Raw genomic sequence first — 25,651 nt, 5'->3', positions numbered from 1 at the left:
CCGCTTGCGGTGACAAGCGGGCGTGGCAGGCCTTACGCGACGGTCAGGCCGACATCGACATTGTTGCGGGTCGCGTTGGAGTAGGGGCAGATCTGGTGAGCGGTCTCAACCAGCTTTTCCGCGTCCGCACGATCCACGCCGGGCAGGCTGACCCGAAGGTCGGCGGTGATGCCGAAACCCCCCTCCGAACGCGGGCCGATGCCGACGGTCGCGGTCACCGACGTGTCGTTCGGCACCTTCAGCTTCAGCTGCTGTCCGGCGACCTTCAGTGCGCCGATGAAGCAGGCCGAATAACCGGCGGCGAACAGCTGTTCGGGGTTGGTGCCCTCTCCACCGGCTCCGCCCAGCTCCCTCGGCGTGGAAAGCTGATGGTCGATGCGACCGTCTTCGGAGCGCGACGTGCCGTCGCGACCGCCGGTCGAGGTGGCGGAGGTGGTGTATTTGACGTCGACGGCCATGATGCTGCCTTTCAGTTGAGTTGGCGATAAAAGATATCGCGATAAGCAATAGATAGGTGGTAATGATGGGACTGTCCACCTATTTATTTATCGCGATATACGATTACGGTGATCTGCCGCCGATCCATCGACCTGGAGTGATTATGTCCGCGCCCGCTTCCTCTCCCGTTCGGCCTCTGGACGATCAGCTGTGTTTTTCGCTGTATGCGGCGTCGATGGCGGTGTCCCGCGTTTACAAGCCGATGCTCGATCGGCTCGGCATCACCTATCCGCAATATCTCGTTCTGCACGCCTTATGGGAAGAAGACGGCCGCACCGTGGGCGCCATCGCGGCCCGCCTGTCGCTGGAGCCGAGTACGGTTACGCCGCTGGTCAAGCGGCTGGAGGCCGCGGGGCTGGCGACGCGGCATCGGAACCCCGCCGACGAGCGCCAGGTGCAGGTGCGGCTGACCGCGCGCGGGCTTTCGCTGCGGGAGGAGTGCGGATGCCTGGCGGAGGCGCTGATGGCGCGATCCGGGATGGGGCCGGGTGCGCTCGGCGACCTGAACGTCCGGGTCAAGGCGTTGCGGGACGCGATCGGCGGCGGCGCAACCGCGCCGGACTAGGCCAGCGTGGGTCGGGTTCGGCGTGCGATGCTTCTGGCGGCAGGAACCGTCCCGGACTTGCTGGCCAAATAGGTATCCAGGCCGATCTGGACGGAGATCAGCATCAACACAAAGGGTTGCAGCGCGATGCCGACGAACGCCGCGCCCAGCAGGTAGATCAGGTGCGCCATCTGCAACGCGTTCGCCAGCGATCCGGCCCAAGCGTCCTCTGTCGTCGGATCGCGGAACCGTCGGCGCAGCACCTCCATCCGCACCAGCCCGGTTATGTTCAGGACCAGCCACATCAGCAGGCCGGGATAGCCCTGTTCGCCCAGCATCTGGAAATAGGCGCTGTGCCAGGCGCGCGCCGCGTCGAACGCCACCCGCGTTCCTTGTCCGGTGGCCGGGTCCGCCTTCAGCACCATGGTCAGCCTGTTCTGCTTGAAGGCGTTGAAGCCGCCGCCGAGCGGATGGCTGCGCGAATAGTCGATCGTCCACGCCCAGACCGCGAGCCGGGTGGAGGCCGACTGATCGGAGTCGTAGGTCTTGATGGTGTTCATGCGCTCCGTGTAGGCGGCCGGCAGGAACGGGACCGCGGTCACGGCCAGCCCGACCGCCAGCCCGGCGTACAGCAGCTTGTGCCGCGCGGTCCGCCACATCAGCACCGCCAGCAGGCCGATGCACAGCAGGCCGGTGCGCGCGGACGTGCCGACCGGGATCAGCAGGCAGGCGAAACACAGTGCATAGCTGAACAGCCGGACGCGCCAGTCGGGCGGGAACACGGTGCCGTAATGGGTGAACCACAGGATCACCGGCACGATCGCGATCGCCACCGCGGAAATCGTGCTGCCCTCGTACAGGCCGCTGTTGTTGGTGACCATCAGGTTGAGTTCGCCATAGCCGCCGCCGCTGACCAGGGTCTTGATCCCGCCGACGATGATGATCGTCGCCGCGGACAGGATCATGAACAGCAACAGCGTCTCGATACGCAACCGGGTGCGCAGGGTTAGTGGCAGAAAGGCGGCGAACAGCAGCGCCTTCCAGATATAGTCCCAGATTTCCATCGCATCGATGGGAAAGTCGGCGTTGTAGGTAGTGAACCCACAATAGGCGGCGAGCATCAGCAGCAACCACTGGCGCGGCGCGATGCGCAGGTCGGTCTTGTCATCGAACAACGCCCAAGTCGCGAAAGCGCCCGCGCCCGCGATCATCGAAATGGGGATGCTGTTCAGCAGCCAATAGGTCAGCCTCTGCGGCGACACCTCGTCGATATAAACATAGGCGCAGACCAGCAGGAACGGCCGCGCCGTCGAGAGCGCGAACAGGGCGACCAGAAAGCCGACAAGGAACAGGTCATGCATCGGGCGGCGTCCGCCGGAACCCGCGCCGGATGGCCGGCCCCTCCCGGTCCAGATCCGGCCGGCGCAGCACGCGCCACGCCGCGATCAGCATCAGCCCGTGGGTGAGCAGGATCGTCAGATTGTCGATCATCGCGGAACCGGCCGGGCCATGTCCGACGCCATAGGGCGGCGCGGTTGACGCGGCGTTAAGCCGGGCGTGGCATGGCGAGGGCATGCGGATCCTTCATGTCCTGGACCATGGCCTGCCGCTGCAAAGCGGTTACACCTTTCGCACCCGCGCGATCCTGAAGGCGCAGCAGTCTCTGGGCTGGACGGTGGCGGCGGTCACCGGGCCGAGGCAGCGCGACGGGGTCGGCGGGGAAGTGGAGGTCGATGGCCTGCGCTTCTTCCGGACGCCCATGGCCGAACCGCAAGGGTTGGCGGGGGAGGCGACGGGCCTGTTCGCCTTCGCACGCCGCATCGACGCCGCGGTGCAGGCGTTCCGGCCCGACATCCTGCACGCCCACTCGCCAGTGCTCGACGCGCTGGCCGCGCTCGCCGTGGCGCGTCGTCGCCGCCTGCCGCTGGTCTATGAAATCCGCGCGTTCTGGGAGGATGCGGCGGTCGGCAACGGCACCGGGCGCGAGGGTTCGCTGCGATACCGCGCCACGCGCGCGCTGGAGACCTGGGCCGCGCGGCGCGCGGACGGCGTGGCGGTGATCTGCGACGGGCTGCGGCGCGATCTGGTGGAGCGCGGGCTGGACGATGACAAGATCCTGGTGTCGCCCAACGGGGTGGACATGACCCTGTTCGGGGAGCCGGCCGCGCGCGACGAGGCGCTGACGGCAGAATGGGGCTTGCTGGACGCGGAAGTGGTCGGCTTCATCGGCAGCTTCTACGATTATGAGGGGCTAGACGACCTGATCGCCGCGATGCCGGCCCTGGTGGCAGCACGGCCGCGTGCCCGGTTGTTGCTGGTGGGTGGCGGGCCGATGGATGCGGCCCTGCGCGCGCAGGCCGCCGCATCGCCCGTCGCCGACCGCATCCTCTTCGTCGGGCGCGTGCCCCATCAGGAGGTGGAGCGGTTCTATGGGATGGTCGACGTCCTGGCTTATCCGCGCAAGGCGATGCGCCTGACCGATCTCGTCACGCCACTGAAACCGTTGGAGGCCATGGCGCAGCGGCGGCTGGTCGCGGCGTCCGACGTGGGCGGGCACCGCGAGCTGATCCGTGACGGCGATACCGGCACGCTGTTCCCGGCCGGAGACCCTGCCGGCATGGCGCGGGCGCTGGCCGACCTGTTCGCCGATCGATCTGGATGGGACGATCGCCGGTCGCGGGGCTGGGCCTTTGTCGAGCGGGAGCGTAACTGGTCGTCAAATGTTTCTCGCTACGCAGGCCTTTACCAAAGGCTCATCAGGGCCGAATCGACGGAAACCACATGGTCGCGTATTCCCGCATCCAGGGCCTGACCGGCTCCCTTCCCATCATCGGCGGTGCCATTGCCGGGGCACTGACCGTCGCAACATTCGTGCTGATGCCGACCGACATGCTGGAGTCGGTGGTGTGGAACAGCGGCATCACAGCGCTTGTTCCCGCGGCGGAGCCCCCGCTGGGGCTGACGGCGCGGGCCGTGATGGCGCTGGGCGGTGCGGTACTGGCGGCGGCGGTGACGTGGGCGGCTCTGTACCTGCTGTTCGGCGAGGGAGGTTATCTCGATCGACCGGCCCAGCGGACTGACGGGGCGCACAGCGTGCGCCGTGCCGATGCGCATCCCGACGCGCCACCGCGCCGGCCGCTGTCGGCGGCCGATCTCGGCACGCCGCTGATGGAAGTGGGTGCGACGCCGGAGCCGCCCTCGACCGTGGTCGAATTCGTCTTGCCGGTGGAGCGCACCGTTCCTGCCGATCTGGAGGAGCGACTGGCGGCGTTCGATCCGGCCGCCATTCCCGAACAGGGTCCTCTTCCGATCCACAACGCGTCGGAGGAAGCGGTCGCCGGAGCGGCTCGCGCGATGCCTGCGCCGCCGGCCCTCGGGCCGGGTGAGCGGCTGGAGACGTTCGACCTCACGCCCGTGATCCGTTTCGGCGAAACGGCCGCGAGCGAGCCGCGCGTTGCGCCCAGCCTGGCCGAACTACTTGCGCGGCTGGAACAGGGGGCGGAGCGCCGCGCGATCAGGAACTGACCGCGCCACGCCCCGCTGCCGGTTCAAAGCTCAGGCGGGCTGGATGACCCCGCACGCAATACGCTCGCCGCTGTTGCCGGCCGGGTCGGTCATCAGATCGTCGGGGCCGGCGTGGATCACCAGCGCGGCACCGTCCGCGTCGAGCAATCCTGCCATCGTCTGACCCGGAACGGTCGCCGCCAGCGTCCCGCGACCATCGTTGCCGACCGTCAGGTTGGGCAGGTCGCCCTGATGCGGGCCGGCCGGGTTCATGCTGCCGTGCTTCATGGACGTGGGGTTCCAGTGTCCGCCGGCCGTGGTGAAGTCGGGGGCGTCGCAGCGACCGGTGGTGTGGACATGGGCGCCGTGCGTACCGGGCGGCAGGCCCTGCACGTCAAGCGTATAGCGCAGCCCGCCCGCAACCTCCGTCACGGTGGCCTTGCCGGCCGGCGTACCGGCGGCGGTCATCAGCATCGCGGTCGCATGTGCGCCGTCGGCGACGGGCGTGCCGGTCGCGGGCTTGTCCTGTCCGCACGCGGAGATCGAGCCGGCCAGCCCGATGAGCGCCAATGCCGTCAATGTGCGTGTCATCTTCGTGTCTCCCTTCAATCCGTCAGCGGCCAACGGGCGATCGCCTCGTATCGCGCACCGTCCCGGCCCAGAACGCTTTGATACAGGATCAGGTGCATCATGGGAAAGCTTGGCCCCGATAAGCCCGCGCGCTCGGCCAGCCATCGCTCGATCGCAGGATCGCCGCCGGCGGACCGTGAGAAGCGCGCCAGCGTGATGTGGGGCAGATAGCTGCGCCGCTCACGCTCCAACCCAGCACGGGCACAGGCCTGATCGACCTTTGCATGAAGGGCGCGCAGCGGGTCGGCCGGCTGCACCCCGGCCCAGATCGCCTCTGTCCGGTCGCGGTGGCGGAACGCTCCGACGCCGAACAGGCGGGCGGTCGGCGCGGAGGCATGAACACTGCCCAGCGCGGCGGCGACATCGTCGGCGACCGGTCCCTCCACATCCCCGATGAAGCGGACGGTCAGGTGCAGTTGCTCCTCGTCCTGCCACCGCGCGCCGGGCACGCCGCCTTGCAGCGAGAGCAGATCCTCGCGAATGGCGGGCGGGGGCCGGAGGGCGACGAACAGGCGGGGCATGGGATTGTAACGTTCTGTTTCCGTAACCGGTGCCAGTTGCGTGTTTCGCTTGAAAGCAGGCCGAAGCGGGCCGATATTCGCCGTAACCGGCACTTTGCCGGAAAAGGAGCTTTGTTCAACATGGCAAACTGGTCCGACCCCCGGCCCGCTGCGTCGCCGTTCGGTGGCCAGACGGTGCGCGCGCAGGGCGCGGCATATGACGCGGGTCTGCGTTCCTACATGCTGTCCGTGTACAACTACATGACCTCCGCGGTCCTGCTGACGGGTGTCGTCGCGTTGGGCTTTGCGATGAGCGGCTATGTCTCGGTGCTGTTCAATCCGCAGACGGGATCGCCCAATTTGTTAGGGTGGGTCGTGATGCTCGCGCCCGTCGGCATCGTGTTCGCGATGAGCTTTGGCCAGGCGCGCATGCAGACCGGCACGCTGAAGGCGCTGTTCTGGGGCTATGCCTTGTTGATGGGCCTGTCCCTGTCGACGGTGTTCCTGCGCTACACTGGGGAGTCGGTGGCCGGTGCATTCTTCGCGACCGCCGCGGGCTTTGCGGGCCTCAGCCTGTACGGCTACACGACGAAGCGCGACCTGTCGCCGTTCGCCACCTTCCTGCTGGTGGGCGTGATCGGCATCTTGGTTGCCAGCATCATCGCGATCTGGCTGCCCGGGTTGAACCCGGTGATCTCCATCGTCGGCGTGCTGCTGTTCGCGGGTCTGACCGCCTATGACACGCAGCGGACCAAGAGCATGTATGCATATGTCCGCGGCACTGAGGACGAGCAGCGAGTCGTGGTGATGTCGGCGCTCAGCCTGTACCTCGACTTCATCAACATGTTCCTGTTCGTACTTCGCCTGTTCGGCAGCAGCCGCAACTAAGCAGTCATACGACGGAATGAGCAAGGGGCTCGGCGGGATGACCGCCGGGCCCTTTTTCATGACGGAACGCGGCGACGCGCCGGCCGTTTTCTCCCTCGGCATCAGAACAGGAGGGCATCATGGCCGACATCGACGAACGCGCACTCGACAGTATGTCCGTCGCCCCCGCCGGGGGCAATCAGGAACGCGATCCGCGACAGGATGCGGGTCAGGACAAGTCGATCGCCAAGCGGCTGGAGAAGAACCCGGAAAGCTCCGACGCACGGCTCGACAATGCGCTGGACGAATCCATGGACGCCAGCGATCCGCCTGCATCGACACAGCCCGTGCATAGCAACGAACCGCCGGCCTCTTCCGGCTACGACGCGGAAGCGGAACGGCTTCGGTCGGGCGTAACCGAGTAAGGGCGCTGGCGGGTTCGTCCCGCCTCTCAAGTTGCGGAAATGTCCCGGTCGGCGGCGTTTAACGGTCGTCGGCCGGGCTTCGTTTATTCCATTGTTGCAACGCGGCAAGAAAAATGATCGTCTGACCCGCGTCGGCGACGTTTGGGAAGGCTCGCGTTAACCATCCCGGCGGTATGTCGGCCCAGAGATCAACGAGATGGGGGTCACCGCGATGGGTTCCAGGAGCAGGCCGGCAGAGGGGGTCATGACCCTGGCGGAGATCAAGGAGTTCGCGAGCTTCCCCGCGGCGACGCAGCGTTACGTTCGCCGCTCTCTGGACATCGGCCTTGATCGTGACGACGCCATGCAGCTTTGGTCGCGCGACGTAGTCGAAGCCGCGAGCATCCGGGCACAGGCGCGCCTGTACCGCATCCTGCCCGAGCTGCGCGACCATGTGCCGGAGGACAGCGGACTGGCGGCGGTGGAGCCGTTCCTGGCGCCGCTGATCACGCTGGTCGCGTTCGATCTGGGGCAGGGGCGGCTGTCCAGCTTTTCGGCCGTTCGCTTCCTTTATGAGCGCTTGATCGGAGCACAGGTGCGGCCGTGGCTTCCCGCCGCATTCTGCGCCGCCGCTGCTTTGCCGCACCTTCATCCCGACCTGCGGCGCGACCTGCTCCAGTCGATTAGCGAGGGCGCGGCCACAGCGGCCGGATGGTCGAACCGTCAGCCGGCCTTCTTCCCGCGCTGGGTCGAGAAGGTGGATACGGGGGCGGCACTGCCCAACTGACAGGCCGATGGGCCGGCGCTAGCGACAGGCGCGCCAGCCCATCGCCCCGCGTGACGCCTGATCCAGGTGCAGGTGATCGCGATGAGCGGCGTTGTAGTCGGGGGACAGCACCGTCGCGAAAAGCCGGCATGCGCCATCACGTACCGTGCGCAGGAACTCGGCGTCCTTGCCGGTCCCGCGCCAGTCGTGCACGACACTGATCCGGCGGCCGTTCGCCAGCCGGAATCCAGCCACGTCGAGCGCGTTGGCGGTGGCATGTTCGCTCCATGAGCCATTGTCGCGACCATAGATTCGTCGGCAGTTATACGTGCCGAAATGCTCCAGCGACGTGACCGGCTGGCCGAAATAGCGTTGTGCCGCGGGCTGCACCACCTCCCACTCCCATACCGACAGCGCAGCGGCGACGGCGCACGACATGCCCGGCCCGCTCGGTGACAGCGCCATGCTGCGCGATCCGCCCGGCGGTAGTCGTACCGCATCGTCATAGCCGCATTGGCCAGCGCGTAGAGGCGGCAACAGGCGGTAGCGAACGCCCGCCGCATCTATGGCGGCGCGGCAGGCAGGCAGGTCCTGTTTCAACCCGGTGAGCTTTCGGCCGGTGAACATTCCGACCGGCGCGGAAAGGTCGACCGGGGTCCATGGCAGATCCTCCGCGTGACCACGCAGCAGCGCGAACAGCGTCAGGCCGGCGACCGCCGCCAGCATGATCGTGACGAGGAACGCGCCGGCGCGTCGCAACGCCCGCATCAGCCGCGCACCACCGAGCGTAGCGGCTCCGTCGTAATCGGATAGCCGATCCCTTCCGGGATGCAGAGCATGTCCTCGCCGCCCATCTTTCTGACAAAGGGTTTGATGGTGCGGACCGGATGGCGCCCGGCGTCACGGACCGCCGCCGCATGATCCGCGAACAGCGCGAGCCGTTCCAGATTGCGGCGCGTGGGAAAGAGCAGGCGGGCGGCGCCGGCGTCGGCCTGGGCCAGCACGTCGGCTGCGTTGGCCCAGAACAGGCGGGTGTTCTCCGTGCCGTCGACCCGCCCCTCAGGCGCACCATCAGGATGTACTGCGAGGTAGAAGCGGGTGTCGAAGACGCGGCCGCTCGGCAGGTTCGGGCGCCAGCGCGCTAAAGGTGTAAGGCCGGTCAGGTCGATCGAGAGACCGGCGTCATCGAGAACCTGCTCGTACGGTGTCCCGGCAAGCATGCGCTGCCGCAGAAGCGCCGTGGTGAGCAGGTCCGGCACCGGCGAGAGGCCGATCGGGACGCCGGTTTCCTCCAGCGTTTCCCGAAGCGCGGCGATGCGTGCCGCCCCCTCTTCAGCATCGGTGCAGCCGATGTTCTGCGCGAATAGATGGTCGGCGGCGTCGATGCGGCCGCCGGGAAACACCGTCGCGCCTGCCGCGAAACGCATCGCGGTCGACCGCTCCAGCATCAGCAGTTCGGGGCGCCTGCCGTCCCGCTCGCGAAAGATCACGAGGGTCGCGGCGGGAATCGCGATTGGCTGGTCGGTCATGACATCAAAGTGCGAGAGGGTCCGGTCGGATCACTCTTGCCGGATGACCTGAACCTTCTCGGGCGTGGTGGAGCCGAGGGGAATCGAACCCCTGACCTCTGCAGTGCGATTGCAGCGCTCTCCCATCTGAGCTACGGCCCCGCGCCCGGATCCGGCCTGTGCCGGGAGCGCCGCCTCTAGCCGGTGATCGGGCCGCTTGCAACAGCCCGTTTGCGATGAAGCGCGTGGGCGAACTGGGTTCATGCGACGAACCGTTTCAGCGGGAGCCCGGGGCACAGGAACCAAGATCGCCCTCGTGCCTTCATAACACAGGTCACCGGTGCGCGATCGACGGGCCGGGCCCTCGCAGGAACGTCTACCAGGAGGACATGATGGGCGACGAACGCTATTCCCGAACCAGCAAGGCCGGCGATTACGGCCGCAACTTCGGCTCGGGTCGCGACTACAGCTATTCCAGCGCACGCGAATACCAGGCCGCCGACAGGCTGGGTGATGACGCGCACCGCGACTGGGGCTCGCGTGAATATGGCAACGATCGTTACGAGCAGCGTGACCGCAGCTTCGGCGGTGGACGCGACCAGTATCGCGGCGGCTATGATCAGGGTGCAAATCGCGATCGTGGCTATGGTCGCCCGACCGGCTACGGTGCAAACATGGATCGTTCCGGAAACTCGCAATATCATGGCAGCTACGCGCATGACGGTCGCCGGTTCGAGGACGTGGGACGCTACCGCGATCAGGACGACGATAGCCGTCGCGGTCGGGACTATGGCTCACGGGATCGTGGCTACGGCCGTCAGCCGCAGGGCTACGACTATGAAGAGCGTGGCTTCTTTGCCCGCGCCGGCGACGAGGTCCGCTCCTGGTTTGGTGACGAGGAGGCTGAGCGCCGGCGTCAGTTCGATGAAGCGCAGGACGAGCGCCAGTACGGCCGCGACGAGCATTCGTCCGACCGCCATTACCAGACTTGGCGGCGTGGCCAGATCGACGCGCTGGACCGAGACTATCACGAATATCGCAATGAGAATCGCGACCGGTTCAACAGCGAGTTCGCGACGTGGCGCACCGCGCGCCAGGGCCAGCGCGACTCGCTCGGCAAGGTCGAGGAGCATATGGACGTCGTCGGTTCCGATGGCGAGCATGTCGGTACCGTCGACAAAGTTCGCGGTGATCGCATCGTGCTGACCAAGAGCGACGCGGACGCGGGTGGCCACCATCACTCGATTCCTTCGCGCTGGATCCAGACGGTCGACACCAAGGTGACGCTGAGCAAGACGGCGCAGGAGGCCAAGAACCATTGGCGCGACGAAGAGCGGCAGCAGCCGTTCGGCAGCGACAGCAACGATCGCACGCGGTCAGACCAGACCACTGGTGATCGGCCGACCGCCGGTACGAACCTGAACAAGAGCTTCTCCGGCACCTACTGAGCCGGTCCAGCTTTCCAGGATAACGAAAGGCCCGGGCAGCAATGCCCGGGCCTTTTGCGTGCCTCAACAGGTTGGTGGCGAGCCTTCGCGCAAACCACTTGCGCCACGTTCGTTGCCTTGAGGTGCCCGGCGCTCTGAACTGCCGCAGAATGGGTCGCACCAGGAGAGCATTGCTCCTGCGAGGGACGATGGGTGCCTAGAGTCGCACGAACCCGATCATGCGGGCAGGCGGTGGCGGGGCTAACCGCCCCGCCTTTCGCTCAGATCGCGCCGTTGAACGTGTCGCACCGGGCAGGGTCGCCGCTGTCCAGGCCGACCTTCAGCCAGTGCATGCGCTGTGCCGATGTGCCGTGCGTGAAGCTGTCCGGCACCACGCGTCCACCCGATCTCTGCTGAAGCGTGTCGTCGCCGATCGCCTGTGCCGCGGTCATCCCCTCTTGGATGTCGCCCGGATCGAGGCGGTCGCGGTTCTGCGCCGCCCACACGCCGGCATAGCAATCCGCCTGCAACTCGAGCCGGACTGATGCGGCATTGCCCTCCCGCTCGCCAGAAGAACGCTGGATGTTGTGCACCTGATCGGAGGTGCCGAGCAGGTTCTGGATATGGTGGCCGAACTCATGCGCGATCACATAATCCTGCGCGAAGTCGCCCGATGCGCCGAAGCGGTTCGCCAGTTCGTTGAAGAAGCTGGTGTCGAGGTAGATGCCGCGATCGGTCGGGCAGTAGAATGGACCCATCGCGGCCTGCGCCGCACCGCAGCCAGACGTGCCGTTGCTGTCGAAGAACTGGAGCGAGGGCGCCTGGAAGCGTTGCCCGGACTTCTGGAAGATCGCCGCCCATGTCTGTTGCGCGGAGCTGAAGGCGTTGCACGCCGCCTTGCGATCGGGATTGCGCAGGCAGATCGTGCGCGCGTCCGAACCGCCCTCCGTCGGCGCGGACCGGGTCGCGGGAACGCCGCTGCCGCCACCACCGCCGAGCATGCCACCCAGATTGCCGAGGCCGCCGAACACAGCCAGCAGCAACAGCACGACCACAACGCCGCCACATCCGAAGCGGCTACCGATGAGCGGCAGGAGCCCGAAGATGAGGTTGCCGCCGCCACCGCCACCGAAGCCGCCGCCCCGGTTGCTTTGTTCGCCGACGTTGATGTTGGGGTCGAAATCGTCGAGCCGCATGGAAAGGGCACTCCGGAGAAAGGATATGGGGTGTGGAATGCCCGCAACTGCCACCCGGTTGCAAGCCGCATGACGCGCGCGCATGGCGGGGCCGAAGGAGAGCGCCATGCATCTGAACGGACGTACCGCGATCGTCACGGGTTCGACATCGGGCATCGGGTTGGCATGCGCCCGCGTCTTGGCGGGGGCCGGCGCGTCGGTGGTGCTGAACGGCTTCGGCGACGCGGACGCGATCGAGACGATCCGGGTGGAGCTGGCCGCCGCAAGTGGGGGCGTCGCGCTCTACGATCCGGCCGACATGACGGACCCCGACCAGATCGCCGCCATGGTCGAGCGCGCGGTGGCGGAAACGGGAAGTTGCGACATCGTGGTCAACAACGCCGGCATCCAGCATGTCGCGCCGGTGGACCGCTTTCCCACCGATCGCTGGGACGCCATCCTGGCGATCAACCTGTCGTCCGCCTTTCACGTCATGCGCGCAGCCGTCCCGCACATGCGCGGAACAGGATGGGGGCGCATCATCTCCACCGGGTCGGCGCATTCGCTGGTCGCCAGTCCCAACAAGTCCGCCTATGTCGCCGCCAAGCACGGGCTCGCCGGCCTGACCAAGACGGTGGCGTTGGAGGTCGCGCGGGACGGCATCACGGTCAACATGATCTCCCCCGGCTATGTCTGGACGCCGCTGGTTGAGGCGCAGATCCCGGACACGATGGCCGCGCGCGGAATGACGCGCGATCAGGTCATGGACGACGTGCTGCTGGCCGCGCAGCCGACCAAGCGCTTCGTCACTCCTGAGGAGGTCGCGGCGCTGGCGCTGTTCCTGTGCCAGGATGAGGCGGGATCGATCACGGGCGCGAACCTGAGCGTCGATGGGGGATGGACGGCGGCGTGATACAAACAACGTCCGCTGGGGCATCGGCCTAGTGTTAGGGCTAGGGAGTTATGACTCCCGCAGGCGCCGCGAGCGCGGTGCCTGCCTGCGCCGCCGGCGGAGGCGTGGTGGCGATGGCCTGCGAAGCTGATGGGTTGCTGGTCGTCGCGGACTGAGCCTCTGCCGTCCTGACAATTGAGGCGGAGGGCTGCGTCGTCGGCAACGGCGGAAGCTGGACCAGATACACGCTGCCATGCAGATTGACCGGGGTCACGCGGCCCGTGTTCGCCGCCTCCACAGCCTTTAGGTAGGATCGTGGCTTGCGCATCAGGCGCGGCTGATCCAGCCCATCCAGCCCGGCGATGCGGGCGGCCTCCTTGACGAAGTGGATGCAGTTGCGATTGCCCAGATTGTAATGGCCGTCGCCGGTCTTGTCGTCCCAGTCGGCGATCAGGGTCAGGATGTCGGTATATTGCTGGTCGGTCAGCACCACGGAGAATTGCGCGTCGCTGCCCCGCATATAGCCGGGGGTTGAGATGTCGAGCCGACCCGGCACGGTTCCTATCAGCAGCGCCGGGCTGACCGATTTTGCCGTGAAGCCGTAATTGACGTCGACCGGCGGCCCTCCGGCATCGGGCGTTCCGCGCAACGTGAAAAAGGCGTGCGGGAAGCTGTTGCCCAGCTCGTGGCTCCAGAAGGTGATGGTCACCGCGGCTTGCGCCGGAAGGGCCACGCCGATCCAGAGAAGCATTGCAAGGACAAGGCGAAGCAGCCTGCTCATCGCCCCAATATACAATGGTATTTCACCAGTGCGAAGCGCGCGATTGTGCGTCAGGCGTGCTGGCCGTCCGAGAAAGTGAGGGTCGCATCCTCCTGTTTTTCAGGCCGGATGTAGATGGAGCTGATCTGCGGGATCGCCGTCTTCAGCTCCTTCTCGATCCCCTCGATCAGTGTTTCGCCTTCGCCCATGGTCAGGTCGTCGTCGAAATCCGCACTGATCGCGACGAAGATGCGGTCGGGCGCGGTGTGGATCGTGCGGACGTGATTGACCGCCGTGATCCGGGCCTGAGCGGCGACAGTGGCGCGGACCTGTTCCACGATGCGCGGATCGGCGCGCTCGCCGATCAGCAGCCCCTTGGACTCGCGGGCCAGCAGCACCGCGACGGCCGCCAGCACGACACCGATCGCGATCGAGGCATAGCCGTCGATGCGGGGGTCGTTCCACTGGTGGCTCGCCCACACCCCGATCGCGGCGATGAACAGGCCGACCAGCGCGGCGGAGTCCTCGAACAGCACGATGAAGCCGGCCGGGTCCTTCGACCGGCGGATCGCTTTCCACCAGCCGGTGTCACCCTTGACCCGGCGGAACTCGCGCACCGCGATGAACCAGCTCGACCCCTCAAGCGCGACCGAGATCGCCAGCACGATGTAGTTGATGACCGGGCTGCGCAGCGGTTCCGGTTCCTGGATGTGCACGACACCTTCGTAGATCGACACGCCCGCGCCGATCGCGAAGATCAGGATGGCAACGACGAAGGCCCAGAAATACAGCTCGCGTCCGTAGCCGAAGGGATGCGCCGCATCGGCAGGACGCTTGGCGCGGGCCTGACCATAAAGCAGCAGGACCTGATTGCCACTGTCGACGCAGGAGTGGATCCCCTCCGTCAGCATCGACGACGATCCCGAGATGCCGGCCGCAATGAACTTGGCGACACCGATGCCGAGATTGGCGGCGAGCGCGCCGTACAAGACGATGTTCTCGCGGATGCGCGCGGTCAGGGTGTTGGCCATGGGCCGTCTTTGCATGGCGGGGGGCGTAGGGGAATGCCTAACGGGTCGTTCGGCGGCGATGCTGCGCGCTGGCTTAGTCGTCCTGCCCGTCCTCTCGCGTGAAGCGGTAGCTGGCCTGGGTGAACCCGAGGCGGCGGAAAAAGCCATGCGCGTTGCCCAGCGCGATGTCGCTGGCCGCCTCCAGCATGGTCACGCCGCGTGACGCTGCGTCCGTTGCCCAGCGGCTCAGCAGCAAGCGGCCGATGCCTTTCCGACGATGCTGCGGATGGACCACCAACAGCGTCAGACGCGCGACCGGTCCATGTTGCAGCGTGGGCAGTACATGCCAGGCGAGGCAGCCAAGCACTGTGCCGTCTTCGGCGGCGGCGACCAGCACAGGTTCTGCCGACGCGCTCGCGGCGGCGATCCGCTCGGCCAGAATTGCGACGTCGGCATCGGGGATCAGGGCGCTCAGTTGCTCGGCATCGCGGCGGATTGCGGGCCGTATATCGGGATCGTGCCGAGGCGCCGGTTTCGCGGGGGGAGCAGCGTTAAATAGCGACGTCGCGGGCGGCTTGGCTGGTTTGGCGGCGGCGGTCTGGGCTTTCGCGGCACGCTTCTGACGCGGCGATGTCCCAGCCGGCGGCTTACGATCCGGCGTTTCGGTCTCGGCGGAAACGGGCTTGAGGTCAGGCGCGCGCTCCGGCGTCGCCTCAACCGAACTTGCCCATGTCGCGGCATCGCCCTTGCGTAGGAAGCGGGCGACGTCCTCCGCGGTCGCGGTCAGCCCCGCGTCGGACATGCCCAGCCGCGGCGTGCCGTCGGGCGCGACAAGGCCGAACAGGCCGAAATCGCCACCCGGCTTGCGGCGCCTGGATTTAACCAGCTTCAACCCGCGATGGCGCGCACTCTCGCGAAGCTCATCGTCGGAGGGCGCCCCCATCGTCAGTCGCCGTCCGCCAGCAGGCCGATCGCCGACCGATAGCCGCCCAGCGTGCCGACATCGACATAGCTGGTGCCGGCGCAGACACCATGAGCGACATTGCCCTCGGCCAGCCAGGCGTTGACCAGCGTGCCGATATATTCGTCGCCGCGCTCGGGTCGCAGCCATAGCGCGTGCAGGTCGTGCAGGACGCGACCGGGCATCTTGAACGCCCCCCAGATCCAGTGTGAGCGCGGGTTCGGCCGCTTGACCTCGATCTCCTCCACCCGTCCGTCCGCGTCCAGCACGACGGCGTCGAACAAGTCCGGCTTGTCGACCGGGAACAGAAGAAAGGAGAGCCGGTCGTCAGGCAGGGCGGCGAGCGCGTCGCCGGGGAACCAGATTGTGTCCGGCAGGCCGACCAAAACCTGCTCGTCGGGACCGATCAGGGGTGCCGCACGGAAGATCGCGTCGCACAACCCGCCGGCCGCCGGTTGCACGACAAAGGCCGTGCTCGCACCGGGCACACCGCCGCCGTAATAGCGCATGATGTCCGACTTGGTCGGGCTGATGACGAAGCAGATGCGCGTGGCGCCGCCGGCGATCATGCGCTCCACCAGATACTCGCTGACTGCCTTCGGCCGCTCGCAGCCGTCCTCGTCGATGCGGCTGCCGACGGGCAACAGCTCCTTGGAAAAGGCGAGCGGCTGGATGCGGGTGCCGTTGCCGGCCGCCGGGATGATGCCCCACATCAGGCGGCGGCGACCACATGGCTCGTGCACCGTGCCTGCTCGATCAGCGAGACGAGTTCCTGCGCACGCACGGCTGAGCTGTGTTCGGCCAGCACACGATCACGAGCGCGACGAGCGATGCGGCTCAGTTCGGTGTCCGCGAGGGAGAGAGCGGCCAACACGTCCTCGGCACGGTTCGCCAGGATGATCTCCTCATCAGGCGCGAAGAAATGGTCGAGGCCGTCCCAGCTATCGGACACGATCGGGACGCCGCACGCCGCCGCCTCGAACAGCCGGCCCGACGGGCACCACCCCATCGCCGCCATGTCGCGGCGCGTGACGTTCAGCGTCAGCCGCGACGAGCAGAAGAATGCCGGGTGATGCGGCGGCGCAACGTGGTTCATGAAGAATATGTTGGGCCGCCAACCGAAGTCCACGGGATAGCTGGACCCGCCCAGAACGAAACGGCGATCAGGCGCACCCGCTGCCGGTTGCAGGAACAGCTCGTCAAGGACGGGCTGGCGATCCGCGGCGTAGGTGCCGAGATAGGACAGGTCGCCACGGAACATGTCCATCGGCGCGACAGGCCTGTGCGCTGTCGGATCGACATGGCCGTACAGGGGCGCGACCCGCTTCGCGCCCGCGCACTGACGCAGCGCCTCGAGTGCGGGCCCGCCGGTGTAGCTGAGCACCAGGTCGAACCCGCCGAGGCCTTCCGCGGGATAATAGGCGATTTCTCCTCCATCCATCGCGGCGAGCGTGACGGGCGTGTCGAGGTCGTAGAACAGCCGCACACCCTGCGCCTCGTCCTCGATCAGCCGGGTCGCCGCGCGCGCATCGGGGCAATAGGATGTGACCATCACCGCATCGGCGTCGAGGATGTCGCGGCGCTGGTCGAGAACGTCCTGCCAATCGGAATGGAGCAGCAGGCGGGCGCCGGGCAGTTCCGTCAGGTCGCGATGCTCCGCGTACCAGGGCAGGTCCCGTTCGACGAACACCACCTCATGGCCCTGAGCGGCCAAGGCGCGGATCAGGCCGCGCCATAGCGTCGCGTGGCCGTTTCCCCAGGACGAGCTGACCGTCAGTCCGAAGATCGCGAGCTTCATCGATGTCCTATGTCGAGGCGGCGGCGAGAACGAACCGCGACGAGCGTCGACGCTCACGCACCGGCCTGCGTCAGTCGGTCGAGCTGATCCTGCGACAATTCCAGCGTCATTGCGGGCAACAGGTCGCGCAACTGGTCGACCGACGTCGCGCTGGCGATGGGGGCCGCGACGCCGTCCTGTGCCATCAGCCAGGCCAGCGCGATCTGGGGCAGGGTCGCGCCGGTTTCCGCGGCCACGTCGTCCATGGCCGACAGCACGGCCGGGCCACTGCCGTCCAGAAACGGTTGCATCCTGCCGCCGCGCACGCTTTTGCCGAAGTCGTCGGCCGAGCGGTACTTGCCGGTCAGGAACCCGGACGCCAGCCCATAATAAGGCAGCACCGCGATGTTCTCCTGAACGCAGTAATCCTGCAACTCGCCCTCGAACCTGCTCCGGCTGACCAGATTGTACTCCGGTTGCAGCGCGTCGTAACGGGGCAGGGTGGTATTGGCCTTTGCGAGATCGACAGCGGACTTCAGGCGCGCTGCGTGGAAGTTGGACGCGCCGATCACGCGGACCTTGCCGGCATCGATCAGCTTGCCGAAGGCGGCTAGCACGTCCTCTTGGCCGACGGCGTCATCGTCCTGATGCGCATAATACAGGTCGATGCGGTCGGTGCCCAGCCGGCGCAGCGAAGCCTCTGCGGCGGCGGCAATACGGGCGGGAGCAAGCTTCTCGCCACCTTTGCCGGCCAGCATGCCGACCTTCGTAGCGATCAGGACCTGATCGCGCTTTCCGGATGTGCGCAGCCACTCCCCGATCATCGATTCGGACTCGCCGCCCTCGTGACCGTCGACCCAGGCGGAATACACGTCGGCGGTGTCGATCAGGACGCCGCCGCCCTCGACAAAGGCGTCCAGTACCCCAAAGCTAGCCGTCTTGTCCGCCGTCCAGCCGAACACGTTGCCGCCCAGTGCCAGCGGCGCGATCTTCAGGTCGGTGGCGCCAAGGCGGCGCGTGGTGACGGTCATGAGGTAGCACCTTCGTTACTGTGAGACACGGCGCTGCCGGCGGACTGGCCATCGAGTTGCTCAGCCGCGTCGTTCAACTGTCGCTGTTCGTCGGGCGTGGCGCCGGCCTGGGTACCGGCCGACGGGCTGCATGCCGCCACATAGGCCGATGCCATGATCGCAAGCGCGCCGCGAAGCGCGTGCGACGGGCGCCTGGACGGCGTCATGTCTGAGTGACCGATCCAGACACCCCCTCGATCAATGTCGGATCGCGTTGCCCGCGCGAACCAGCGCGTTGCCCGTGGCATCGGCCGCGCGGTCGGCGGCGTTGCCGATCGCGTCACCGGAGCGGTCCGCACCCGCGGAGAGGGAGTTGCCCGCATTGTCCAGCGAACGCTCGGCCGAACCCAGCGCTTCATCGGTCGCGGCCGAGACATCGTCAGTCGCGTTGCGGGTCGTCGCTGCCGTGTCGGCAGCGGCATTGTCGGCGGCGGCGGCGGTCTGATCCTGCGTCTGCTGGCTGCAGGCGGACAGGCCGACCATTGCGGTGGCGGCGAGAACGGATGCGATCAACGTCTTCATGATATCAACTCCCGGCAATCACGCTGCCGTAACGATACGGCAATCGGCACCCAAACGCAGCCGTAAGCGATCGGTTCATGCCTTGACCGCGTTGACCGGATATAAAGATATCTTTATATGATGCGGGATGAGTTCGGCTCTCGACATCTTCCGTGCGCTTGGCGACGCGACGCGGTTGCGTATTCTGGCGTTGATCCGGTCGATGGAGCTGTCGGTCGGTGAACTGGCGCAGGTGCTGGGACAGAGTCAGCCCAGGGTCAGTCGGCATGTGAAGATCCTGGCCGATGCCGGGTTGGTGGAACGCCGCAAGGAGGGCAGCTGGGTCTTCGTGGCGCTCGGCCGGCCCGAGGTCGTCGGCCCTGTCGCGGCGGGCCTGGATGCGTGGGGCGGCGACCATTGGACGATCGCCGACGCAGCCCGGCTGGCGGCGGTGCGTGCCGACCGGGATGCGAACGCGGCCGCGTGGTTCGAGGCGCGTGCCGAGGAATGGGACGCGATCCGCTCTCTGCATGTCGCCGACAGCGAGGTGGAGGCGGCGATGGCCGCGATGGTCGGTGACCAGTCGATCGGCACGTTGATCGACATCGGCACGGGCACCGGCCGCATGCTGGAGTTGTTCGGTGAACGGGCGACGCAGGCGCTGGGCATCGACCGGTCGTCGGAGATGCTGCGGCTGGCTCGCGCAAAGCTGGGCGGTCGGGCGGAGCTGCGGCAGGCCGATCTCTATGCGCTGCCGCTGGCAGATGGGGCGGCCGATCTGGCCATCCTCCATCACGTGCTGCACTTCGCGGAGGCACCTGCCGCCGCGATCATGGAGGCGGCGCGGGTTCTGGGACGGGGCGGGCGCCTGCTGATCGCCGATTTCGCGCCGCATGATCGCGAGGACCTGCGGGTCAAGGACGCGCATGTCCGGTTGGGCTTCGCTGACGAGCAGGTCGCGGCCTGGTTCGCGGCGGCCGGCCTGACGCTGGCGGCGAGCGATACACTGAAGGGTGGCGAGTTGACGGTGAAACTGTGGCTGGGGCGCAAGAGCGGCGTGCGGTTGCGCGCTGTGGGAGAAGCGGCATGACGATCTCTGTTTCGCAGCTTGAAGAGGCGCGGGTCGCGCTGGACGGGCCGCTCTACGCCGACATCGCCGGCGACATGCAGGTCAGCTTCGAATTCTTCCCGCCCAAGACCGAGAAGATGGAGGAACAGCTATGGTCCTCCATCCGGTCGTTGGAGCCGCTCGGGCCGCGCTTCGTGTCGGTGACCTACGGCGCTGGCGGTTCGACGCGGGAGCGGACGCATGCGACGGTTGCGCGCATCCAGCGAGAAACCGGGCTGGCCGCCGCCGCGCACCTGACCTGTGTCGAGGCGACGCGGGAGGAGATCGACGCGGTCGCGCAGGAATATTGGGCCGCCGGCGTGCGGCACATCGTCGCCCTGCGTGGCGACGCACCGGCGCAGGGTGCGCGCTATGCCGCCCATCCGGGCGGGTACGACAACGCGGCGGCACTTGTTGCCGGGTTGAAGCGGTTGCATCCGTTCGAGGTGTCGGTTGCCGCCTATCCGGAATGTCACCCGGATTCTGCCGATGCCACCGCTGACCTGGACAATCTGCGGCGCAAGATCGATGCGGGCGCGAACCGGGCCATCACCCAGTTCTTCTTCGAACCCGAAACCTTCTTCCGGTACCGCGATGCCGTGGCGGCCGCCGGTATCCAGGCGGAGATCGTGCCGGGGATCATGCCGGTCACCAACTTCGCCAGCGTCACGCGCATGGCGGCGATGTGCGGCACGGCGGTTCCGTCCTGGATGGCCCGCCTGTTCGAGGGGTTGGACGACCATCCCGGCGCACGGCAGCTGATCGCGGCGACGCTGGCGGCCGAACTGTGCCGCAAGCTGTATGCGGGCGATGTGCGCTCGTTCCACTTCTACACCCTCAACCGCGCGGAGCTGGCCTATGCCATCTGCCACCTGCTCGGCGTGCGGGCGCAGGCGCAGGCGCAAGAGGTGGCGGCATGAGCGTGCGCGACAGCTTCCTGGCGGAGGCGGCCAAGCGCATCCTGATTACGGACGGTGCGTTCGGCACCGAGATCCAGAACTGGAAATTGTCCGAGGCGGATTATGCCGGATCGCTCAACCTGGGCCACGACCAGAAGGGCAACAACGACATCCTGGCGCTGACCAAGCCCGAGGTGCCGGAATCAATCCACCGCGCCTATTTCGAGGCGGGCGCAGATATTGCGGAAACCAACACCTTTTCCGCCAACAGGATCAGCCAGGCAGATTACGGCGCGGAAGCGCTGGTACGGGAGATCAACGTCGAAAGCGCCGCCATGGCGCGCCGCGTCGCGGACGAGTTCACCGCCCGCGATGGCCGCCCGCGGTTCGTCGCCGGTGCGATCGGCCCGACCAACAAGACGCTGTCGCTGTCGCCGGACGTGAACGATCCCGGTTTCCGCGAGGTTGACTTCGATTATCTGAAGGACGTGTACCGCGAACAGACCGATGCGCTGGTCGAGGGCGGGGCAGACTTCATCCTGATCGAGACGGTGTTCGACACGCTGAATGCCAAGGCGGGGATCATGGCCGCGATCGAGGCGGGCGAGGCGCTGGGCCGCGACCTGCCGATCATGCTGTCGATGACGCTGACCGACCTGTCGGGGCGCAACCTCTCGGGACATACGGTGGAGGCGTTCTGGCATGCGGTGCGTCATGCGCGCCCGCTGACGATCGGCCTGAACTGTTCGTTCGGGGCGGAACAGCTGCGCCCGCACGTCAAAACGCTGAGCGAGATCTGCGACACGCTGATCATGGTGTATCCGAACGCGGGCCTGCCCAACGAACTGGGCGCGTATGACGAGGCGCCGGCGACCACCGCCGGCCTGGTCGGCGAATGGGCCGAGGCTGGGCAGGTCAACGTGCTGGGCGGCTGTTGCGGGTCGACGCCGGCGCACATCAAGGCGATCGCCGATGGTGTTCGCGGTGTGGCGCCGCGTCAGGTGCCGACGCCGCCCGTGCGGATGCGGCTGGCGGGTTTGGAGCCCTTCTTCATGGCGGCATGATCGCTGCCATACGCCCGTTCAACCCGGTTCAGGCCGGATCCAGAGCCTTTAGTGGTGTTGCCGGATCGCTCGATCCCGGACCTCACCGGGATGACGTAAAGACGACATGACCCTTTCCTCCACCCAGTTCGTCAACATCGGCGAACGCACCAACGTCACCGGCTCGGCGGCGTTCAAGAAGATGATCATGGCGGGCGACTATACGCGGGCCGTGGAGGTCGCGCGCCAGCAGGTGGAGAACGGCGCCCAGGTCGTCGACGTCAACATGGACGAAGGGCTGCTCGACGCCGAGCATGCCATGACCACCTTCCTGAAGCTGATCGCCGCGGAGCCGGACATCGCGCGCGTGCCGATCATGATCGACAGCTCCAAATGGAGCGTGATCGAGGCTGGTCTGAAATGCGTCTCGGGCAAGCCGATCGTAAACTCGATCAGCATGAAGGAGGGAGAAGAGCCGTTCCTCGCCCATGCGCGCAAGTGCATGAACTATGGCGCGGCCGTGGTGGTGATGGCGTTCGACGAGGTCGGGCAGGCGGACACGCAGGCGCGCAAGGTCGAGATCTGCGCGCGCGCCTACGACCTGTTGATGACCATCGGCTTCCCGCCCGAGGACATTATCTTCGACCCCAACGTCTTTGCGGTGGCAACGGGAATCGAGGAGCACAACAACTACGGCGTCGACTTCATCGAGGCGACCAGGGAAATCCGCCGCCGCTGTCCGCACGCACATATCTCTGGCGGCTTGTCGAACCTGTCGTTCAGCTTTCGCGGCAACGAGCCGGTACGCCGGGCGATGCACTCGATCTTCCTGTACCACGCCATTCCCGCCGGCATGGACATGGGCATCGTCAATGCCGGCCAGCTCGACGTGTACGACCAGATCGACCCCGAACTGCGCCAGGCGTGCGAGGACGTCATCCTCAACCGCGATCCCGAAGCGGGCGACCGGCTGGTCGCGCTGGCCGAACGGTTCCGCGGCACCGACGCTGTGGCGGAGAAGCAGGCGCAGGAATGGCGCGGCTGGCCCGTAACCAAGCGGCTGGAGCATGCGCTGGTGAAGGGCATCGACGCGCATGTCGTCGACGACACCGAGGAATGCCGCCAGCATTTCGCCCGCCCGATCGAGGTGATCGAGGGGCCGTTGATGGACGGCATGAACGTGGTCGGCGACCTGTTCGGATCGGGCAAGATGTTCCTGCCGCAGGTGGTGAAGTCGGCGCGCGTGATGAAAAAGGCGGTCGCCCACCTGCTTCCCTTCATCGAAGCCGCCAAGGAGCCGGGCCAGAAGGGCAAGGGTCGCGTGGTCATGGCGACCGTCAAGGGCGATGTTCACGACATCGGCAAGAACATCGTCGGCGTCGTGCTCCAGTGCAACGGGTTCGAGGTGATCGACCTGGGCGTCATGGTGCCATGGGCGAAGATCCTGGATGCGGCGAACGAGAACGACGCCGACATGATCGGCCTGTCCGGCCTCATCACGCCCAGCCTGGATGAGATGGTGACGGTGGCCGAAGAGATGAAGCGCGCCGGCATGTCGATGCCGCTGCTGATCGGCGGGGCGACGACATCCAAGGTCCACACCGCGCTGCGCATCGCACCAGCCTATGACGGACCAGTGGTGCACGTGCTGGACGCCAGCCGCGCGGTGGGCGTGGCGACCACGCTGGTCAGCGACACGCAGCGTGACGCGTACGTGTCGGGCGTGGCCGCGGATTACCAGGCGGTCCGCGATGCGAGGGAGGGCAAGGGGCAGAACAACCTGCTGCCCTTGATGGAGGCCCGGGCACGCGGCTTTGCGGCGGACATGGCGTTGAAGGCGCCGGCGGCGGCGAAGCCCGGCATCCATGTCTTCGACGCCTGGGATCTTGCCGATCTGGTCGAGTATATCGACTGGACGCCGTTCTTCCGCGCCTGGGAACTCGCCGGGACCTATCCAGCCATCCTGGACGACAAGGTGGTGGGCGACAGCGCGCGAGGACTCTACGCCGATGCGAGCGCCATGCTGGACCGGATCGTTGCCGAAAAGTGGCTCACCGCGCGCGGCGTCGCCGGCCTGTGGCCGTGTCACCGCAGCGACGACGATATCTGGGTGCAGGTCGCGCATAGTGAGGATCATCGCAGCCCCGACGGCGCCAGCGTGCCGGACGGGTTCAGCATCCCCGACCTGAACCGCGACAACGATGTCAGCGTGCGGCTGCCCTTCCTGCGGCAGCAGATCGCCAAGCGTGAGGGGCGGGCGAACATGTGCCTGTCCGACTTCATCGATCCCGCCGGCGACTGGATGGGCGGCTTCGCGGTCGGCATCCATGGCATCGAGCCGCATCTGGAGCGGTTCAAGGCAGCGCACGACGATTACAACGACATCCTGCTGAAGGCGCTGGCCGATCGATTGGCGGAGGCGTTCGCGGAAAGGTTGCACGCGCATGTCCGCACCGACCTGTGGGGCTATGCCGCGGGCGAGCAGTTGACCAACGAGGCGCTGATCCGCGAACAGTATCGCGGTATCCGTCCCGCGCCCGGTTACCCGGCCTGCCCGGAACACAGCCTGAAGCGGACGCTGTTCGCGATGCTGGATGCGGAGGCGAACACCGGCCTGACGCTGACCGACAGCTTTGCGATGTTGCCTACGGCGGCGGTGTCGGGCTTCTATTTCGGGCATGCACAGGCCGAGTATTTCGGGGTGGCGCGGATCGGGCAGGATCAGGTCGCCGACTATGCCGAGCGGCGCGGCATCGACATGGAGCAGGCAACCCGCTGGCTGCGACCCAATCTGGATTGATCCTCGCCGCCGGGCGGTGGCCCGAAGCGGGACAGGTGTTAACCACCTATCGCGCTTGCGGGTGAGGCGAGGGGAGGAAAGGATGGCGCCATGCGCTACGCCCTTGTCCTCGCCGCCCTTGTCGCCACGCCGGCCCTTGGCCAGTCCGGGCCGTTTTCCGTCGACGGACGCGGCTATGGCAATCTGCAGGAGGCGGTGAACGCGATCGGCGATGGCGACGGCATGGTGACGATCGCGCCGGGCGTGTACCGCCAATGCGCGGTGCAGGAACGCGGCCGCATCGTGTTCAAGGCCGCGCAGCCCGGCAAGACCATCCTTGAAGGCGTGTCCTGCGAGGACAAGGCAGGGCTGGTGCTGCGCGGCCGGGGCAGCCAGGTCGATGGCCTGATCTTTCGCGGCTATGCGGTCGGGGACCACAACGGCGCGGGGATCAGGACGGAACGCGGCGACCTGCTGGTGGTCAATTCCATGTTCCTCGACAGCGAACAGGGCATATTGGGCGGGACGCGTGGGACGCAGCGGGTGACAATCGAGCGGTCCACCTTTTCAGGGTCCGGCAAGTGCCGTGACGACGGCGAATGCTCGCACTCGCTGTACCTGACCAGCGGCACTGTTACCGTCCGCCACTGTCGCTTTCAAAAGGGCAGGGGCGGTCATTACATCAAGCTGCGCGCGCCGCGCGTGAACATCTCCGACAACATCTTCGACGATACCGGCGGGCGACAGACCAGCCGCATGATCGACCTGCCCGAAGGGGCCGTCGGCCAGATCGCCCGCAACACTTTCATCCAGGGCACGAACAAGGACAATGCCTGGGAGATGATCGCGATCCGCGCGGAAAAGGCGACCTATCCCTCGGCCGGGCTGAAGATCGAGGGCAACACCGCCAGCGTTGCGCCCGGCCAGCGGGTAAAGCCCGCCTTCATCGCGGATTTCAGCGGCGAACGGCTGTTGGTCGGCCAGAACACCCTGGCCCACACGATCACGCCGTTCGCCAGCAAGTAACG

General features: G+C 66.8%; 28 protein-coding genes and 1 tRNA gene. 13 read left to right on the top strand and 16 right to left on the bottom strand.

Annotated elements, in window-relative coordinates:
- Positions 1-32: 32 nt before the first annotated feature.
- Positions 33-458 carry an organic hydroperoxide resistance protein gene (locus BMX37_RS10650; protein ID WP_093665737.1) on the bottom strand — a complete coding sequence of 142 codons (426 nt, stop codon included), beginning with the start codon at positions 456-458 and terminating at the stop codon, positions 33-35.
- A gap of 143 nt (positions 459-601) precedes the next feature.
- Between BMX37_RS10650 and BMX37_RS10645 the strand changes: the two genes are divergently transcribed.
- Entirely contained in the window at positions 602-1,063 is a 462-nt protein-coding gene (locus BMX37_RS10645) for a MarR family winged helix-turn-helix transcriptional regulator (protein WP_093665736.1), read from the top strand.
- Here the strand turns inward: BMX37_RS10645 and BMX37_RS10640 are convergent.
- Together BMX37_RS10640 and BMX37_RS18525 are read right to left on the bottom strand one after the other, a co-directional pair.
- Positions 1,060-2,403 (bottom strand): DUF5935 domain-containing protein, encoded by a 1,344-nt coding sequence (locus tag BMX37_RS10640; protein WP_093665735.1) that lies wholly within the window; start codon positions 2,401-2,403, stop codon positions 1,060-1,062. The two genes, BMX37_RS10645 and BMX37_RS10640, sit on opposite strands and share 4 nt — an antisense overlap.
- A complete protein-coding gene (locus tag BMX37_RS18525) occupies positions 2,396-2,617 on the bottom strand; it encodes a hypothetical protein (RefSeq protein ID WP_139198074.1) in 222 nt (73 codons plus the stop codon). Before BMX37_RS18525 ends, BMX37_RS10640 begins: the two co-directional genes overlap by 8 nt.
- Here BMX37_RS18525 and BMX37_RS10635 point away from each other — a divergent pair.
- On the top strand, positions 2,616-3,854 hold the full coding sequence (locus BMX37_RS10635; RefSeq protein ID WP_093665734.1) for a TIGR04063 family PEP-CTERM/XrtA system glycosyltransferase: 1,239 nt from the start codon (positions 2,616-2,618) through the stop codon (positions 3,852-3,854). The two genes, BMX37_RS18525 and BMX37_RS10635, sit on opposite strands and share 2 nt — an antisense overlap.
- Positions 3,824-4,567, top strand: a complete 744-nt coding sequence (locus tag BMX37_RS10630; protein WP_093665733.1) for a hypothetical protein — start codon at positions 3,824-3,826, stop codon at positions 4,565-4,567. The genes BMX37_RS10635 and BMX37_RS10630 overlap by 31 nt, the downstream gene beginning before the upstream one ends.
- A 30-nt stretch (positions 4,568-4,597) precedes the next feature.
- Here the strand turns inward: BMX37_RS10630 and BMX37_RS10625 are convergent, their stop codons facing one another.
- Positions 4,598-5,137, bottom strand: coding sequence for a superoxide dismutase family protein (locus BMX37_RS10625; RefSeq protein ID WP_093665987.1), 540 nt, complete (start codon positions 5,135-5,137; stop codon positions 4,598-4,600).
- A gap of 14 nt (positions 5,138-5,151) precedes the next feature.
- Positions 5,152-5,697, bottom strand: a complete 546-nt coding sequence (gene thpR / locus BMX37_RS10620; RefSeq protein WP_093665732.1) for an RNA 2',3'-cyclic phosphodiesterase — start codon at positions 5,695-5,697, stop codon at positions 5,152-5,154.
- A gap of 120 nt (positions 5,698-5,817) precedes the next feature.
- Here thpR and BMX37_RS10615 point away from each other — a divergent pair, with 120 nt between their 5' ends.
- The 3 genes from BMX37_RS10615 (at position 5,818) to BMX37_RS10605 (ending at position 7,734) form a co-directional block, all read left to right on the top strand.
- Positions 5,818-6,564 carry a Bax inhibitor-1/YccA family protein gene (locus BMX37_RS10615; protein ID WP_093665731.1) on the top strand — a complete coding sequence of 249 codons (747 nt, stop codon included), beginning with the start codon at positions 5,818-5,820 and terminating at the stop codon, positions 6,562-6,564.
- Positions 6,565-6,683: 119 nt separating this feature from the next.
- Positions 6,684-6,968, top strand: coding sequence for a hypothetical protein (locus BMX37_RS10610; RefSeq protein WP_093665730.1), 285 nt, complete (start codon positions 6,684-6,686; stop codon positions 6,966-6,968).
- 211 nt (positions 6,969-7,179) lie between these two features.
- Positions 7,180-7,734 (top strand): hypothetical protein, encoded by a 555-nt coding sequence (locus tag BMX37_RS10605; RefSeq protein ID WP_093665986.1) that lies wholly within the window; start codon positions 7,180-7,182, stop codon positions 7,732-7,734.
- A gap of 18 nt (positions 7,735-7,752) precedes the next feature.
- On the opposite strand, the gene BMX37_RS10600 is transcribed toward BMX37_RS10605, so the two are convergent.
- The 3 genes from BMX37_RS10600 to BMX37_RS10590 all read right to left on the bottom strand — a co-directional run bounded on the left by BMX37_RS10600 (position 7,753) and on the right by BMX37_RS10590 (position 9,383).
- Complete coding sequence (locus BMX37_RS10600) at positions 7,753-8,481, bottom strand: extensin-like domain-containing protein (protein WP_093665729.1); 729 nt, start codon at positions 8,479-8,481, stop codon at positions 7,753-7,755.
- A complete protein-coding gene (locus BMX37_RS10595; protein ID WP_093665728.1) occupies positions 8,481-9,242 on the bottom strand; it encodes an NUDIX hydrolase in 762 nt (253 codons plus the stop codon). Before BMX37_RS10595 ends, BMX37_RS10600 begins: the two co-directional genes overlap by 1 nt.
- Before the next feature lie 65 nt (positions 9,243-9,307).
- A tRNA-Ala gene (locus BMX37_RS10590) sits at positions 9,308-9,383 on the bottom strand.
- Between the two features lie 230 nt (positions 9,384-9,613).
- On the opposite strand from BMX37_RS10590, the gene BMX37_RS10585 reads away from it, so the two are divergent.
- Positions 9,614-10,669 carry a DUF2171 domain-containing protein gene (locus tag BMX37_RS10585; RefSeq protein WP_093665727.1) on the top strand — a complete coding sequence of 352 codons (1,056 nt, stop codon included), beginning with the start codon at positions 9,614-9,616 and terminating at the stop codon, positions 10,667-10,669.
- Between the two features lie 260 nt (positions 10,670-10,929).
- Here the strand turns inward: BMX37_RS10585 and ypfJ are convergent, their stop codons facing one another.
- Complete coding sequence (gene ypfJ / locus BMX37_RS10580; protein ID WP_093665726.1) at positions 10,930-11,844, bottom strand: KPN_02809 family neutral zinc metallopeptidase; 915 nt, start codon at positions 11,842-11,844, stop codon at positions 10,930-10,932.
- Between the two features lie 106 nt (positions 11,845-11,950).
- On the opposite strand from ypfJ, the gene BMX37_RS10575 reads away from it, so the two are divergent.
- Positions 11,951-12,736, top strand: a complete 786-nt coding sequence (locus BMX37_RS10575; protein ID WP_093665985.1) for a 3-hydroxybutyrate dehydrogenase — start codon at positions 11,951-11,953, stop codon at positions 12,734-12,736.
- 40 nt (positions 12,737-12,776) lie between these two features.
- Here the strand turns inward: BMX37_RS10575 and BMX37_RS10570 are convergent, their stop codons facing one another.
- The 7 genes from BMX37_RS10570 to BMX37_RS10540 all read right to left on the bottom strand — a co-directional run bounded on the left by BMX37_RS10570 (position 12,777) and on the right by BMX37_RS10540 (position 18,815).
- Complete coding sequence (locus BMX37_RS10570) at positions 12,777-13,496, bottom strand: hypothetical protein (protein ID WP_244501533.1); 720 nt, start codon at positions 13,494-13,496, stop codon at positions 12,777-12,779.
- A gap of 50 nt (positions 13,497-13,546) precedes the next feature.
- A complete protein-coding gene (locus BMX37_RS10565; protein WP_093665725.1) occupies positions 13,547-14,506 on the bottom strand; it encodes a cation diffusion facilitator family transporter in 960 nt (319 codons plus the stop codon).
- A 73-nt stretch (positions 14,507-14,579) separates the two neighbouring features.
- Positions 14,580-15,428 carry a GNAT family N-acetyltransferase gene (locus tag BMX37_RS10560; RefSeq protein ID WP_093665724.1) on the bottom strand — a complete coding sequence of 283 codons (849 nt, stop codon included), beginning with the start codon at positions 15,426-15,428 and terminating at the stop codon, positions 14,580-14,582.
- 2 nt (positions 15,429-15,430) lie between these two features.
- Positions 15,431-16,189: a sugar phosphate nucleotidyltransferase gene (locus tag BMX37_RS10555; protein WP_212611441.1), complete on the bottom strand. Its 759-nt coding sequence runs from the start codon at positions 16,187-16,189 to the stop codon at positions 15,431-15,433.
- The gene (locus BMX37_RS10550; RefSeq protein ID WP_093665722.1) at positions 16,159-17,244 is read right to left on the bottom strand and encodes a CgeB family protein; all 1,086 of its coding nucleotides are present in this window, start codon (positions 17,242-17,244) and stop codon (positions 16,159-16,161) included. The genes BMX37_RS10555 and BMX37_RS10550 overlap by 31 nt, the downstream gene beginning before the upstream one ends.
- A gap of 53 nt (positions 17,245-17,297) precedes the next feature.
- A complete protein-coding gene (locus BMX37_RS10545) occupies positions 17,298-18,254 on the bottom strand; it encodes an aldo/keto reductase (RefSeq protein WP_093665721.1) in 957 nt (318 codons plus the stop codon).
- Positions 18,255-18,491: 237 nt separating this feature from the next.
- Positions 18,492-18,815 carry a hypothetical protein gene (locus tag BMX37_RS10540; RefSeq protein WP_093665720.1) on the bottom strand — a complete coding sequence of 108 codons (324 nt, stop codon included), beginning with the start codon at positions 18,813-18,815 and terminating at the stop codon, positions 18,492-18,494.
- A 127-nt stretch (positions 18,816-18,942) separates the two neighbouring features.
- Between BMX37_RS10540 and BMX37_RS10535 the strand changes: the two genes are divergently transcribed.
- The 5 genes from BMX37_RS10535 (at position 18,943) to BMX37_RS10515 (ending at position 25,649) form a co-directional block, all read left to right on the top strand.
- Positions 18,943-19,884, top strand: a complete 942-nt coding sequence (locus BMX37_RS10535; RefSeq protein ID WP_093665719.1) for an ArsR/SmtB family transcription factor — start codon at positions 18,943-18,945, stop codon at positions 19,882-19,884.
- Positions 19,881-20,822 (top strand): methylenetetrahydrofolate reductase, encoded by a 942-nt coding sequence (metF, locus tag BMX37_RS10530; protein WP_093665718.1) that lies wholly within the window; start codon positions 19,881-19,883, stop codon positions 20,820-20,822. The genes BMX37_RS10535 and metF overlap by 4 nt, the downstream gene beginning before the upstream one ends.
- Complete coding sequence (locus tag BMX37_RS10525; RefSeq protein WP_093665717.1) at positions 20,819-21,865, top strand: homocysteine S-methyltransferase family protein; 1,047 nt, start codon at positions 20,819-20,821, stop codon at positions 21,863-21,865. Before metF ends, BMX37_RS10525 begins: the two co-directional genes overlap by 4 nt.
- Positions 21,866-21,971: 106 nt before the next feature.
- Entirely contained in the window at positions 21,972-24,644 is a 2,673-nt protein-coding gene (gene metH / locus BMX37_RS10520) for a methionine synthase (protein ID WP_093665716.1), read from the top strand.
- A 90-nt stretch (positions 24,645-24,734) separates the two neighbouring features.
- Complete coding sequence (locus tag BMX37_RS10515; protein WP_093665715.1) at positions 24,735-25,649, top strand: right-handed parallel beta-helix repeat-containing protein; 915 nt, start codon at positions 24,735-24,737, stop codon at positions 25,647-25,649.
- Positions 25,650-25,651 lie beyond the last annotated feature (2 nt).

Origin of the sequence: Sphingomonas gellani, from assembly GCF_900110035.1 — a bacterium.
In the GTDB taxonomy this organism is placed as follows: Bacteria; Pseudomonadota; Alphaproteobacteria; order Sphingomonadales; family Sphingomonadaceae; genus Sphingomonas; species Sphingomonas gellani.
This window is presented reverse-complemented; position numbering and strand designations above follow the sequence as displayed.